Annotated in this window: 12 protein-coding genes; 10 read left to right on the top strand and 2 right to left on the bottom strand. The window is 71.1% G+C overall.

Annotation, left to right across the window (positions count from 1 at the left end; all coding sequences use genetic code 11):
- Positions 1–1,341: aspartate aminotransferase family protein (locus tag PKA89_RS19630; RefSeq protein WP_324422435.1), on the bottom strand; the 1,341-nt coding region annotated here is incomplete at its 3' end.
- A complete protein-coding gene (locus PKA89_RS19635; RefSeq protein WP_324422436.1) occupies positions 1,338–1,820 on the bottom strand; it encodes an Lrp/AsnC family transcriptional regulator in 483 nt (160 codons plus the stop codon). The genes PKA89_RS19630 and PKA89_RS19635, both read right to left, overlap by 4 nt.
- A gap of 221 nt (positions 1,821–2,041) precedes the next feature.
- Here PKA89_RS19635 and PKA89_RS19640 point away from each other — a divergent pair, with 221 nt between their 5' ends.
- The 10 genes from PKA89_RS19640 to PKA89_RS19685 all read left to right on the top strand — a co-directional run bounded on the left by PKA89_RS19640 (position 2,042) and on the right by PKA89_RS19685 (position 14,165).
- Positions 2,042–3,487 carry a gamma-aminobutyraldehyde dehydrogenase gene (locus tag PKA89_RS19640; RefSeq protein ID WP_324422437.1) on the top strand — a complete coding sequence of 482 codons (1,446 nt, stop codon included), beginning with the start codon at positions 2,042–2,044 and terminating at the stop codon, positions 3,485–3,487.
- 66 nt (positions 3,488–3,553) lie between these two features.
- Positions 3,554–4,789, top strand: a complete 1,236-nt coding sequence (locus PKA89_RS19645; RefSeq protein WP_324422438.1) for a spermidine/putrescine ABC transporter substrate-binding protein — start codon at positions 3,554–3,556, stop codon at positions 4,787–4,789.
- Between the two features lies 1 nt (position 4,790).
- Positions 4,791–5,903: an ABC transporter ATP-binding protein gene (locus tag PKA89_RS19650; RefSeq protein WP_324422440.1), complete on the top strand. Its 1,113-nt coding sequence runs from the start codon at positions 4,791–4,793 to the stop codon at positions 5,901–5,903.
- Entirely contained in the window at positions 5,896–6,822 is a 927-nt protein-coding gene (locus tag PKA89_RS19655; protein WP_324422442.1) for an ABC transporter permease, read from the top strand. Before PKA89_RS19650 ends, PKA89_RS19655 begins: the two co-directional genes overlap by 8 nt.
- A 1-nt stretch (position 6,823) precedes the next feature.
- Positions 6,824–7,621, top strand: a complete 798-nt coding sequence (locus tag PKA89_RS19660; RefSeq protein ID WP_324422444.1) for an ABC transporter permease — start codon at positions 6,824–6,826, stop codon at positions 7,619–7,621.
- An 84-nt stretch (positions 7,622–7,705) separates the two neighbouring features.
- Positions 7,706–8,971 (top strand): saccharopine dehydrogenase C-terminal domain-containing protein, encoded by a 1,266-nt coding sequence (locus PKA89_RS19665; RefSeq protein ID WP_324422446.1) that lies wholly within the window; start codon positions 7,706–7,708, stop codon positions 8,969–8,971.
- Positions 8,972–8,997: 26 nt separating this feature from the next.
- Positions 8,998–10,458, top strand: a complete 1,461-nt coding sequence (locus PKA89_RS19670) for an NAD-dependent succinate-semialdehyde dehydrogenase (RefSeq protein WP_324422448.1) — start codon at positions 8,998–9,000, stop codon at positions 10,456–10,458.
- Positions 10,459–10,501: 43 nt separating this feature from the next.
- Positions 10,502–11,584, top strand: a complete 1,083-nt coding sequence (locus PKA89_RS19675; protein ID WP_324422450.1) for a DnaB-like helicase C-terminal domain-containing protein — start codon at positions 10,502–10,504, stop codon at positions 11,582–11,584.
- A gap of 23 nt (positions 11,585–11,607) precedes the next feature.
- A complete protein-coding gene (dxr, locus tag PKA89_RS19680; protein ID WP_324422452.1) occupies positions 11,608–12,804 on the top strand; it encodes a 1-deoxy-D-xylulose-5-phosphate reductoisomerase in 1,197 nt (398 codons plus the stop codon).
- The gene (locus PKA89_RS19685) at positions 12,801–14,165 is read left to right on the top strand and encodes a site-2 protease family protein (RefSeq protein ID WP_324422454.1); all 1,365 of its coding nucleotides are present in this window, start codon (positions 12,801–12,803) and stop codon (positions 14,163–14,165) included. The genes dxr and PKA89_RS19685 overlap by 4 nt, the downstream gene beginning before the upstream one ends.
- Positions 14,166–14,278 lie beyond the last annotated feature (113 nt).

Here is a 14,278-nt window from a genome sequence, read left to right on the forward strand (position 1 = left end):
GACGGGGTCGCCGCGGTCGTCGGCGCGGCAGTACAGGCCGGCGTCGAAGAGTGCCTTGGAGAGGAAGCCCCGCAGCAGCCGCTCGCTCTCGGCGTCGTCGAAGGTCTCGCGGGTCGCCTTGTCCTTGACCAGCTCGATGCCGTAGAAGTACCCGGCACCGCGGACGTCGCCGACGAGCGGCAGGTCGAGGAGCCGCTCGAGGGTCGCCCGGAAGGCGGGGGCGTTCTCCTTGACGTGGTCGGTGAGCCCCTCGCGGTCGAAGACGTCGAGGTTGGCCATCGCCGCGGCGCACGAGACGGGGTGCCCGCCCCACGTGTAGCCGTGCGGGAAGTAGGTCGTGCCCTTCCGGAACGGTTCGAAGAGCCGGTCGCTGGCGATCATCAGGCCGAGGGGCGCGTAGCCGCTGGTCACACCCTTGGCCGTGGTGATGATGTCCGGGACGTACCCGAAGTCGTCGCACGCGAAGAGCGAGCCGATCCGGCCGAAGGCGCAGATCGTCTCGTCGGAGACGAGGAGGACGTCGTACTCGTCGCAGATCTCGCGGACCCGCTCGAAGTAGCCCGCCGGCGGGGGGAAGCATCCGCCGGAGTTCTGGACCGGCTCGAGGAAGACGGCGGCGACGGTGTCGGGACCCTCGAACTCGATGGCCTCCGCGATCCGGTCCGCCGCCCACCGCCCGAAGGCCTTCTCGTCCTCGCGCAGGTGCTCGGGCGCGCGGTACATGTTCGTGTTCGGCACCTTGTGCGCACCCGGGACGAGTGGCTCGAACGGCGTCTTCGCGTCCGGGATGCCGGTGATCGACAGTGCGCCCTGGGGCGTGCCGTGGTAGGCGACCGCGCGGGAGATGACCTTGTGCTTGGTCGGCTTCCCGGTCAGCTTGAAGTACTGCTTGGCCAGCTTCCAGGCGGTCTCGACCGCCTCGCCGCCGCCGGTCGTGAAGAAGACCCGGTTGAGGTCACCGGGGGCGTGGTGGGCCAGCCGCTCGGCGAGCTCGATGGCCCGCGGGTGGGCGTAGGACCACAGCGGGAAGAAGGCCAGCTCGGCGGCCTGCTTGGCCATCGCCTCGGCGATCTCGGTGCGGCCGTGCCCGGCGTTGACGACGAACAGCCCGGCGAGGCCGTCGATGTACTCGTTGCCGCGGTCGTCCCAGACCCGCCAGCCCTCGCCGCGGGTGATGATCGGCACCGAGTGCCCGAGCCCGCCGGCCTCGCGGTCCTCGAAGACGGAGTGCCGCGTGAAGTGCATCCACAGGTGGTCGCGGGCGGCGTCCGAGTACAGGGACCCGGTGGCGGTGTGCCGGTCCGAGCTGGGCTCCCAGACGTCGTTGGGGTTGATGCTCATCGGGTGCCCCAGTTGTAGTGCTGCTTGTTGAGCTTGAGGTAGACGAAGGTCTCCGTCGTCGTCACGCCGGGCAGCGCCCGGATGCGCTGGGTCAGCAGCTCGAGGAGGTGGTCGTCGTCCTCGCAGACCACCTCGGCGAGGACGTCGAAGGAGCCGGCCGTCGTGACGACGTAGTCGACCTCCGGCATGTCGGAGAGGGCCTGGCCGAGGTCGACGAGGTCGCCGGAGGCCCGGATGCCGATCATCGCCTGGCGGCGGAAGCCGACCTGGAGCGGGTCGGTGACGGCGACGATCTGCATCACCTCGGCGTCGAGGAGCCGCTGGACCCGCTGGCGCACCGCGGCCTCGGAGAGCCCGACGGCCTTGGCGATGGCGGCGTAGGACTGCCGGCCGTCCTCCTGGAGCAGCTCGATGATGCGCTTGGCGACGTCGTCGAGCCGGACGTCGGCGGGGCGGTCGCGGTGCTGGCGTGCGGTCACGCGCCCCATCGTGTCGGGCGAGACGCCCCGAATCAAGTACCGGATGACGGATTCCGCAACTTCCATGGCACATCTCTGCAACATTCACCATGAATCGTGGACGGACCCTAGTGATTTCGCGGTCCTGCGTACTACTGTTCCGGCATCCGACGGACCCGACGTCCCCGCCCGACCTCGCGCCCCACGCCAGGACACCCTCACCGACACCGGGAGAAGCAGCGATGAGCACCCCTCGTACCCTCCGCAACTTCGTCGACGGGACCCACGTCGACGCCCGGACGGGGAGCACCACCGACGTCGTCAACCCGGCCACCGGCCAGGTCGTCGCGACCGCGCCGGTCAGCGGTGCCGAGGACGTCGACGCCGCCTACGCCGCGGCCTCGAAGGCGTTCTCGGAGTGGGGGAACACGACCCCGAGCGAGCGCCAGCAGGCCCTCCTGAAGATCGCCGACGCGCTGGAGTCGCGGGCCGAGGAGATCATCGCGCTGGAGTCGGAGAACACCGGCAAGATCAAGGCGCTCACGGCGAGCGAGGAGATCCCGCCGATGGTCGACCAGCTCCGGTTCTTCGCCGGCGCCGCCCGGGTCCTCGAGGGCAAGGCGGCGGGGGAGTACCTGGCCGGGCACACCTCCTGGATCCGTCGCGAGCCGATCGGCGTCGTCGGCCAGGTGACGCCGTGGAACTACCCGCTCCTCATGGCGGTGTGGAAGATCGCCCCGGCGCTCGCGGCGGGCAACACGGTCGTCCTCAAGCCGAGCGACACCACCCCGGAGTCCACCCTGCTCCTCGCGGAGATCGCCTCGGAGTTCCTCCCGGCCGGCACCCTCAACGTGGTCACCGGCGACCGCGACACCGGCCGGCTCGTCGTCGAGCACCCCACCCCGTCGCTCGTGGCCATCACCGGCTCGGTACGCGCCGGGGCCGAGGTCGCCGCCAGCGCCGCGCCGCAGGTCAAGCGCGTGCACCTCGAGCTCGGCGGGAAGGCGCCGGTCGTCGTCTTCGACGACGCCGACATCGAGGCCGCGGTCGAGGGCATCGCGATCGCCGGGTACTTCAACGCCGGCCAGGACTGCACCGCCGCCACCCGCGTCCTCGCCGCGCCCCGCATCCACGACGACTTCGTCGCCGCCCTCGCCGACTACGCGAAGGGCTCGGCGCCGGTCGGCCTGCCGGACGACGCCGACGCCCTGTTCGGGCCGGTGAACAACGCGAACCAGCTCGAGCGGGTCTCCGGGTTCATCGAGCGGCTGCCGTCGCACGCGACGGTCGCCGCCGGGGGCAACCGGGTGTCCTCGCTCGGTGACGGGTTCTACCTCGAGCCCACCGTCGTCTCCGGTCTGCACCAGGACGACGAGGCCGTGCAGAACGAGATCTTCGGGCCGGTCATCACCGTCCAGCGCTTCACCGACGAGGCCGAGGCCGTGGCCTGGGCCAACGGGGTCGAGTACGGCCTCGCCTCCTCGGTGTGGACCAAGGACTTCGGCCGTGCGATGCGCATGTCGAAGGCCCTCGACTTCGGCTGCGTGTGGATCAACACCCACATCCCGCTCGTCGCCGAGATGCCGCACGGCGGCTACAAGAAGTCCGGGTACGGCAAGGACCTGTCGATGTACGGCTTCGAGGACTACACCCGCGTCAAGCACGTCATGGCCAACATCGAGAGCTGAGCTCGGCACCGCCCCGACCCCAGAGCATTTCCCGTCCCGTCCTGAACCACCACGAGGAGCCTTCCGATGGCCGAGCGCCAGACCCCCGACCTGACCTCCCTGCCGATGCGTGCCGCCCTGGCCCGCGGGCTGACGACCCGCCGTTCGGTGATGACCGGCGCCCTCGGCATCGGCGCCACGATGGCCCTGGCGGCGTGCGGCAGCGCGGGCACCAAGGCCACCACGAGCGGGGTCGCGAGCCCCACCGCGAAGGCCGCGAAGGACATGAGCGACACCGAGAAGCTCGTCAACTGGTCGAACTGGCCCGAGTACATCGACGTCGCGGAGAGCGGTGGCGGCCACCCCTCCCTCGAGGAGTTCACCAAGAAGTTCGGCATCAAGGTGAACTACACCGAGGACTACAACGACAACGACGAGTTCTACGCGAAGGTCCGGCCGCTCCTCGCGGCCGGCCAGGACACCGGGCGCGACACCTGGTGCAGCACCGACTGGATGGTCGCCCGGCTGATCCGGCAGGGCTACGTCCAGCCGTTCGACCTCGCGAACATCCCCAACCACGGCAACGTCGACTCCTCGCTGCTCAACGTCGAGTTCGACCCCGGCCGCAAGTTCTCGCTGCCCTGGCAGAGCGGTTTCGCCGGCATCGCCTACAACCCGAAGGCGACCGGCGGGAAGAAGATCGAGACCGTCGACCAGCTGCTCACCGACCCCTCGCTCAAGGGCAAGGTGACCCTCCTGACCGAGATGCGCGACACGGTCGGTCTCGTCATGATGGCCATGGGCAAGGACATCGCGAAGTTCACCGACGCCGACTTCATGGCCGCGATCGACGAGATCAAGAAGGCCAAGGAGGCCGGCCAGATCAAGGGCTTCACCGGGAACGAGTACACGAAGCCGCTGGCCTCGGGTGACACGGCCGCCTGCATCGCCTGGACCGGTGACGTCGTCCAGCTCCAGGCCGACAACCCGAGCTTGGGCTACGTCCTCCCGGAGACCGGCTGCACCCTCTGGTCGGACAACTTCGTCATCCCGGCGCTGGCCAAGCACAAGAAGAACGCCGAGATCCTCATCAACTACTACTACGAGCCGGCCGTCATGGCCCAGGTCGTCGACTACGTGAACTACATCTCCCCGGTGCAGAACACCAAGGAGATCCTCACCAAGAGCGACCCGTCGGTCGCCGACAACCAGCTGATCTTCCCCAGCGAGGCGACCCTCTCGCGGGCGCACGTCTTCCGGGGGCTCTCGGAGGCCGAGGAGGCCAAGTACAACCAGGCGTTCCAGAGCGTGGTGACGGGCTGAGATGGCCGACCACGGTCCCGGGGACCTCCGCCTCACCGAGGTCACCAAGTCGTTCGAGAGGTTCACCGCGGTCGACGACATCTCGCTGACGATCCCGCAGGGGTCCTTCTTCGCACTGCTCGGACCGTCCGGATGCGGGAAGACCACGACCCTGCGGATGGTCGCCGGCCTCGAGCAGCCGACGCGGGGCAGCATCCACATCGGCGACGTCGACGTCACGGCCCTCAAGCCCTACCAGCGCAACGTCAACACCGTCTTCCAGTCCTACGCGCTCTTCCCGCACCTGAACATCATCGACAACGTCGCGTTCGGCCTGCGCCAGCGCAAGGACGCCGACTGGAAGCGCAAGGCGCAGGAGGCCCTCGACCTCGTCGAGCTCGGGCACACGGCGCGCAAGCGACCGCCACAGCTCTCGGGAGGCATGCAGCAGCGGGTCGCGCTGGCGCGGGCGCTGGTCAACCGACCCGACGTCCTCCTCCTCGACGAGCCACTGGGTGCCCTGGACCTCAAGCTGCGCCGACAGATGCAGATCGAGCTCAAGCGGATCCAGTCCGAGGTGGGCCTCACGTTCATCCACGTCACCCACGACCAGGAGGAGGCCATGACCATGGCCGACACCATCGCGGTGATGAACGCGGGGCGGATCGAGCAGCTGGCCGACCCCACCACCCTGTACGAGAAGCCGGCGTCGACCTTCGTCGCCAACTTCCTCGGGCAGAGCAACCTGCTGCCCGCGCAGGTCGCCGGCGAGCCCACCGACGGGCTCGCCACGGTCCGGACCCAGGACGGCGACGACCTCGTGGTCGCGGCCGAGCACCTCCCGGCCGGTATCCGCGAGGTGTGGGTGGGCGTCCGTCCGGAGAAGCTGCGCCTCGGTGGGGATGGACGCAACCAGCTGCGCGGGGTCGTCACCGACGCGTCGTTCACCGGCGTCGCGACGCAGTACCTCGTGCGCCTCCCGTGGGACAAGGAGGTCGTGGTCGTCCAGCAGAACGACGGGTCCGGCAAGCTGCCCGTCGGTGAGAACGTCACCGTGTCCTGGGAGGCCGGCCAGGAGTTCATCCTCGACCAGCGACAGGACGCCGACGCCGGCGCGGAGATCGACGATGAGTGAGGCGCTGGCGACGGGCGGACCGCCGGCCCGGCGCGCTCGCCGCAACTGGGTGCCCTACGCCCTCCTGGCGCCGGGGCTGCTCTGGCTCATCGTCTTCTTCGCCGTCCCGACGCTCTCGCTCGTCTCGCAGTCGCTGCAGACCGGTGACGTCTACAACGGGTACGTCCTGACGTGGAACGTCCAGACCTACGTCGACGCGCTCAGCACCTACTGGCCGCAGATGGTGCGGTCGCTGGTCTACGCGGGCCTCGCCACGGTCTTCACCCTGCTGCTCGGCTACCCCCTCGCGTGGTTCATCGCGCACCGGTCCGGGAGGTTCAAGAACGTCCTCCTCGTGCTGGTCGTCGCGCCGTTCTTCACCTCCTTCCTCATCCGCACGCTGGCCTGGCAGACGATCCTGGGCAACGGGGGGCTGCTGGAGTCGACGATGAGCTGGCTGCACCTCACCTGGCTGCTCCACGGCTTCGAGTCCTTCCTCGGCCTGGTCAACCTCGGCACCGGCAACCAGCTCCTGTACACGCCGTTCGCGGTCGTCTCGGGACTCACCTACAACTTCCTGCCGTTCATGGTCCTCCCGCTGTACGCCAACATCGAGCGGCTCGACCTGCGCCTCGTCGAGGCCGCCTCGGACCTCTACGCCACCCCGTTCCACGCCTTCCGCCGGGTCATCTGGCCGCTCTCGCTCCCCGGCGTCGTGGCCGGCACGCTGCTCACGTTCATCCCGGCCGCGGGCGACTACATCAACTCGGTGCTGCTCGGCAGCACCCAGACGGTGATGATCGGCCAGGTCATCGACAGCCAGTTCCTCCGGGTCCTCAACTACCCGCTGGCGGCGGCGCTCTCGGTGGTGCTCATGGCGGTCATCATCGGTCTGGTCATGGCCTACGTCCGCCGCGCGGGAACCGAGGAGCTGGTCTGACGTGACCTGGATCCGCCGTCACCTCGTCATCGTCATCGGCCTGCTCGTCATGGCCTACATCCTGCTGCCGAACCTCGTCGTCCTCGCGTACTCGTTCAACAAGCCGAACGGGCGGCTCAACATCACCTGGCAGCAGTTCTCGCTCGACGCGTGGCTGCACCCGTGCAACAGCCCGGGGATCTGCACGTCGGTGGGCCTGAGCCTGAAGATCGGGATCATCGCCTCCCTGACCGCCACGGTGCTCGGCACGCTCGTGGCGTTCGCGCTCGGTCGACACCGCTTCCGCGGCCGCGCGGGGACCAACCTGCTGATCTTCATGCCCATGGCCACCCCGGAGGTGGTCATGGGGTCCTCGCTGCTCACCCTGTTCATCGCCCTCGGTGTCGGCACCGGACAGACGACGATCCTCATCGCGCACATCATGTTCTGCCTCAGCTTCGTCGTGGTCACCGTCAAGGCGCGCATCGCGTCGCTCGACCCGCGCCTCGAGGAGGCGGCCGCCGACCTGTACGCGAACCCCCTCCAGGCCTTCCGGCGGGTGACGTTCCCGCTCGTCGCGCCCGGGATCGCGGCGGGGGCCATGCTCGCCTTCTCGTTGAGCTTCGACGACTACATCATCACCAACTTCAACGCGAGCCCCAGCTCGGTCACCTTCCCCATGTACATCTGGGGTGCCGCCCAGCGAGGGGTCCCGGTGCAGGTCAACGTGATCGGCTCGATCATGTTCCTGGGAGCGGTGGCCTTCGTCGCGTTCGGCCAGGTGCTCGCCTCGAGGCGGGAGCGCGCCGGCACGGCGTGATCCCGCACCTCCTCACCTCCGTCCCACAGCACGGAGGGCCCGACGCCGTGCATCGGCGTACAGCCAGAAGGGAACCTGCTGCCCATGCGAGTCCTCATGATCGGGGCGGGCGGTGTCGGTGACGCCGCCGCCCGCATCGCCGCCGACCGCGACTTCTTCGAGGCCTGGGTGGTCGCCGACCACGACGTCTCCCGGGCCGAGCGCACCGTGGCGGCCGCCACCGGGCGCCGGGCCGGCGAGGCGCGGTTCACGGCCGCCCGGGTCGACGCCTCGGACGCCACCGCGGTCGCGGCGCTCGTGCGCGAGGTCGGCGCCACGCACGTCCTCAACGCGGTCGACCCGCGCTTCGTCGTGCCCGTCTTCGAGGGGAGCCGGGCCGGTGGGGCCGACTACCTCGACATGGCGATGAGCCTGTCGCGCCGGCACCCGGAGCAGCCCTACGCGAAGGTCGGCGTCAAGCTCGGCGACGAGCAGTTCGCGCAGGCGGGGGAGTGGGAGGCCGAGGGCCGGCTGGCGCTCGTCGGCATCGGGGTCGAGCCGGGCCTCTCGGACGTCTTCGCGCGGTACGCGGCCGACCACCTCTTCTCCGAGATCGACGAGCTCGGCACGCGCGACGGCGCGAACCTCGTGATCCGCGACGAGGACGGGAACGAGGTCTTCGCCCCGGGCTTCTCGATGTGGACGATCATCGAGGAGTGCCTCAACCCGCCGGTCGTGTGGGAGAAGGAGCGGTCCGGCGACCCGGACGGCGGCTGGTTCACGCTGCCGCCGTTCAGCGAGCCGGAGGTGTTCGAGTTCCCCGAGGGCATCGGCCCGGTCGAGTGCGTGCACGTCGAGCACGAGGAGGTGCTCCTCATGCCGCGGTGGGTCGACGCGAAGCGGGTCACCTTCAAGTACGGCCTCGGCGAGGAGATGATCACCATCCTCCGGACGCTGCACACCCTCGGCCTCGACCGCACCGAGCCGGTCACCGTCAAGGGCGTCGAGGTGAGCCCCCGCGACGTCGTCGCCGCCGTCCTCCCGGACCCGCTGACCATCGGTCCGCGGATGGAGGGCAGGACGTGTGCCGGCCTGTGGGTCACCGGGACCGGCAAGGACGGCCGGCCGCGGCGGACCTACCTCTACCACGTGTCCGACAACGCGGACACGATGCGCGACTACGAGGCCCAGTGCGTCGTCTGGCAGACCGCGGTCAACCCCGTCGTCGCCCTCGAGCTGCTCGCCACCGGCACGTGGTCCGGGGCCGGGGTGCTCGGGCCGGAGGCGTTCGACGCCGTGCCCTTCCTCGACCTGCTCGCCGCCCCGAAGCCTGCCGGGTACGGCTCGCCGTGGGGCCTCGAGGACCGCTGAACCCGTTCGTGCGAAAGGATCGCCCCATGGCAACCACCCAGAAGGCACTGCTCGAGTCGGTCCCGACCGGGCTGCTCGTCGGCGGCTCGTGGCGCGAGGCGAGCGGCGGGGAGCGCTTCGAGGTCCACGACCCCGCCACCGGCGCGACGCTCGCCACCTGCGCGGACGGGACGCCCGAGGACGGTCTGGCCGCGCTCGCGGCCGCCGCCGACGCCCAGGCCTCGTGGGCGGCCACGCCGCCGCGCGACCGCGGCGAGATCCTCCGCCGGGCCTTCGAGACGGTCACCGCCCGCGCCGACGAGTTCGCGATGCTCATGACCCTCGAGATGGGCAAGACGCTCGCCGAGGCCAAGGGCGAGGTCACCTACGGCGCCGAGTTCTTCCGGTGGTTCTCCGAGGAGGCGGTGCGCATCCACGGCCGGTACTCGGTGGCCCCGAACGGCGCGACCCGGCTGCTGACGATGGCCCAGCCGGTCGGGCCCACGCTCATGATCACGCCGTGGAACTTCCCGCTCGCGATGGGAACCCGCAAGATCGGCCCGGCCATCGCGGCGGGCTGCACGATGGTCGTCAAGCCTGCCCACGAGACGCCCCTCACCATGCTCCTGCTCGCCCGGGTCCTCGAGGAGGCCGGCCTGCCGGACGGGGTCCTCAACGTCGTGACCACGACGCACGCCGGTGCCGTCTGCGAGGGGGTCATCCGCGACCCGCGGCTGCGCAAGCTGACCTTCACCGGCTCGACCGCGGTCGGCAAGAAGCTCGTCGAGCAGTCCGCCGAGCAGCTGCTGCGGCTCTCGATGGAGCTCGGCGGCAACGCGCCCTTCATCGTCTTCGAGGACGCCGACGTCGACGCGGCCGTCGAGGGCGCGATGCTCGCCAAGATGCGCAACATCGGCGAGGCGTGCACCGCGGCCAACCGCTTCTTCGTGCACGACGCCGTCGCCGACGAGTTCTCGAGCAAGCTCGCCGCCCGGATGGGCGCGCTCACCGTCGGCAAGGGCACGAAGAAGGGCGTCGACGTCGGCCCCCTCATCACCTCGGCGGCGCGCGACGGGGTCCATGAGCTCGTCGAGGACGCCGTCGGCCGCGGCGCCACCGTCCTCACCGGCGGCGCCCCCGTCCCCGGCCGCGGCAACTTCTACGCCCCGACCGTCCTCACCGAGGTCCCGGCCGGCGCGCGCTGCCTCACCGAGGAGATCTTCGGACCGGTCGCCCCGGTGTGCACCTTCGCCACCGAGGAGGAGGCGGTCCAGCGCGCCAACGCCACCGAGTACGGCCTCGTCGGCTACGTCTTCACCCGCGACAACGCCCGCGTCCTGCGGGTCGCCGAGGCGCTGGAGTTCGGGATGGTCGGGGTCAACACCGGCATCGTCTCCAACCCCGCGGCGCCGTTCGGCGGGGTCAAGCAGTCCGGGTTCGGCCGCGAGGGCGGGTTCGAGGGCATCGAGGAGTACCTCGAGGTCAAGTACGTCGGCATCGCCACCTAGTCCCCGCGCCCTCGGCCGAAGGGACAGGATCGCCCCCAACGGCGTGCGCCGGGTGGGGCGGGAGTGCTCCACTGGGCCCCTGAGCCGGGCCCGCCACACCGAACGCCCGGACCGCCCCCGGTCCCTGCGCTCCTTCCTCGCCGACACCGACGAGGCGCTCCGCCTGGGCGCCCGACCCGGAGCGACGGTCTGGCCGACCGGGTTCGACCTGCTCGACACGACCTTCGGCGGCGGCCTGCGCTCCGGAGAGCTCGTCCTCCTCGCCGGCACCGAGGGCGCCGGCAAGACGACCTTCGCGATGCAGGTGATGCGCAACGCGGTCGCCACCGGCCGGCACGCCGTCGTCTTCTCGTTCGAGCTGACCGCGGCGTCGCTCATCCAGCGCCTCCTCGGGCTCGAGGCCGCGACCGCCGCCGAGGAGTACGAGGACCCGATGAACCCGCCCGCCGGGGTCCGCGACTTCCGGGCCGTGCTCGAGGCCGAGGACCCGGACCGCCGTGGGCTGGGCGCCGCGATGCGCGCGCTGACCGGCGGCCAGGACGCCCTCATGGCCATCGAGCGCTACTCGGACCGGTTGCACATCGTCGAGGCCAACCGGCTGACGACGATGACGCAGGTCGCGAACACCGTCGCCGCCATCGCGGACGAGACCGGCGAGCCGCCGATCGTCCTCGTCGACTACCTCCAGAAGATCCCGGTCGACGGCATCGAGGGCACCGCGGACGAGACCACCCGGGTGACCTACGTCGTCGAGACCCTCAAGGAGCTCGCGATGGAGCTCGAGTGCCCGGTCGTCGCCATCACCGCGGCCGACCGCGAGGGCCTCGGCGCCGGGCACCGGATGCGCACCCGCGACCTGCGCGGCTCGAGCGCGCTCGCCTACGAGGCCGACATCGTGCTCATCCTCCAGACCAAGGAGAACATCGTCGCCCGCGAGCACCTCACGTACGACCTCAACGCGGCGAAGATCTACCGGCGCTGGGTCGTCATCTCGGTCGAGAAGAACCGCTTCGGCGGCGGGCAGGTCGAGCTGGAGGTCGAGAAGGACTTCGAGCACGGCCGGTACCGCCCGCACGTCCGGGTCGTCTCCGAGCGCCTCATCGAGGAGCGCGTCTTCACCACGTGAGCCATGAGGCAGGATGGCGAGGCGTGAGCCCCCGCACCGTCGCCGTCCTCGGGTCCACCGGATCGATCGGCACCCAGGCCCTCGAGGTCGTCGCCGCCCACCCCGACCGGTTCCGTGTCGTCGCGCTGTCCGCCGGCGGCAACACCGCGCGGCTCGCCGAGCAGGCCGCCGCCACGCGCGCGCCGCTCGTCGCGGCCGCTCGAGGGAGCGCCGAGGAGCTGCGGGCCGCCCTGGCCGCCGCGTCCGGCGACCCCGGCCACCGGCCCGAGGTCGTCGTCGGCGACGACGCAGCGACCGTCGCGGCCTCGTGCGGAGCCGACGTCGTCCTCAACGGCGTCACCGGGGCGATCGGCCTGCGGCCCACCCTCGCGGCCCTCGCCGCCGGCTCCACCCTGGCGCTGGCCAACAAGGAGTCGCTCATCGTCGGCGGCCCGCTCGTCAAGGACGCCGCGGCGCCGGGGCAGATCGTCCCCGTCGACTCCGAGCACAGCGCGATCGCCCAGTCGCTGCGCGGCGGCCGGGCCGAGGAGGTGCGCCGGCTCGTCGTCACCGCGAGCGGCGGCCCGTTCCGCGGGCGCTCGCGGGCCGAGCTCGCCGACGTCACCCCCGAGCAGGCCCTCGCCCACCCGAACTTCGCGATGGGCCGGGTCATCACGACCAACTCCGCGACGCTCGTCAACAAGGGGCTCGAGGTCATCGAGGCGCACCTGCTCTTCGACGTCCCGTTCGACCGGATCGACGTCGTCGTCCATCCCCAGCAGCAGATCCACTCGATGGTCGAGTTCCACGACGGCTCGACCATCGCCCAGCTCGGGCCGCCCCGGATGCTCGTCCCCATCGCCCTCGGCCTGTCCTGGCCGGAGCGGCTCGTCGACGTCGACGTCCCCTGCGACTGGACCCGGGCGCAGTCCTGGGAGTTCCACCCGCTCGACGACGACGCCTTCCCCGCCGTGCGCCTCGCCCGGCAGGTCGGGGAGGCCGGCGGCACGTACCCGGCCGTCTACAACGCGGCCAACGAGGTGTGCGTCGACGCCTTCCACGACGGCGCCATCGGCTTCCTCGACATCGTCGACACCGTGCAGCGCGTCGTCGAGGCGCACAATGGGAGCGAACTCGACGCCTCGAGCGTTGAGTCGGTGCTCGCCGCCGACCGGTGGGCACGAGAGCGCGCTCGCGAGGTCCTCGGCGTGCCCGACCAGACCGCAGGAGGTGACCGGTGACGACCCTGGCGTTCGTCCTCGGCGTCCTGGCGATGGCGCTCGGCGTCGCCGCGTCGATCGCGCTGCACGAGGTCGGCCACCTCGTGCCCGCCAAGCGCTTCGGGGTCAAGGTCACCCAGTACATGGTCGGCTTCGGCCCGACCGTCTGGTCGCGCCGCCGCGGCGAGACCGAGTACGGCGTCAAGGCCATCCCGCTCGGCGGCTACATCCGGATGATCGGGATGTTCCCGCCGCGGCCCGGCGACGCGCCCGGGATGCTCCGGGCCTCGAGCACCGGCCGGTTCAGCCAGCTCGTCGACGAGGCCCGCGCGGCGAGCCTCGAGGAGGTCAAGGCGGGCGACGAGGACCGCGTCTTCTACCGGCTCTCGGTCCCGAAGAAGGTCGTCGTCATGATGGGCGGCCCGCTGATGAACCTCCTCATCGGCGTCGTCCTGCTCACCCTGCTCGTGACCGTCCACGGCCTCCCGACCGCCCAGCCCGGCGCCGTCGTCGCGTCCGTCGCCCAGTGCGTCGTGCCCGCCACCGACGCCTCCACGACCACCTCGTGCGCCGGCAAGCAGCCGACGCCGGCGCTCGAGGCCGGGCTACGCCCCGGTGACCGCTTCGTCTCGATCGGCGGGCAGCCGGTCCGCGAGGTGACCGACGTGGGCCGGCTCGTGCGGCCGGAGGCCGGCCACTCCGTGCCGGTCGTCGTCGAGCGCGACGGTCGCGAGCTGACCCTCACGGTCACCCCGATCCGCAACACCGTCGCGCAGGTGGACGACCAGGGACGGCCCGTGACCCGCCCCGACGGCAGCATCGCGACGACCGAGGCCGGATTCCTCGGGGTCACGAGCTCCGAGCCGTCCGCCTACGTGCCGCAGCCGGCGTCCGCGGTGCCCGGCATCCTCTGGGACGGCGTGAGCCGGACGGCCGCCGCCCTCGTCGACATCCCCGGCCGGATGGTCGGGGTCTGGAACGCGGCCTTCGGTGGCGCCCAGCGCGAGATCGACGGGCCGATGTCGGTCGTCGGCGTCGGCCGGGTCGCGGGGGAGGCGTCGGCCGGGAAGCTCGACGGACTGACCGGCGGAACCGTTCCCGACCGGCTGTGGTTCCTCGTCGGCCTGCTCGCCGGGCTCAACCTCATGCTCTTCGTCTTCAACCTCGTCCCGCTGCTCCCGCTCGACGGCGGCCACGTCGCCGGCGCCCTGTGGGAGGGGGCCAAGCGGCAGTGGGCCCGGCTGCGCGGCGCCCCCGACCCGGGGTACGTCGACGTCGCCAAGGCGCTCCCCATCGCGTACACCGTGGCCATCGTCCTCATCGGGATGTCCGCCCTGCTCGTGTACGCCGACTTCGTCAACCCGGTCAAGCTCGGCGGCTGAGGCCGTCCGCGGCACCGCCGGACCGCCCCGACCCCGCCGTGCCGCCCCGACCTCGCCCTGCCGCCCTGCCAGGGCACCCCGGCACGGCGACGTGACCGCGGCGCCGCAGGACC

Source organism: Phycicoccus sp. (assembly GCF_035325325.1).
GTDB lineage: Bacteria > Actinomycetota > Actinomycetes > Actinomycetales > Dermatophilaceae > Phycicoccus.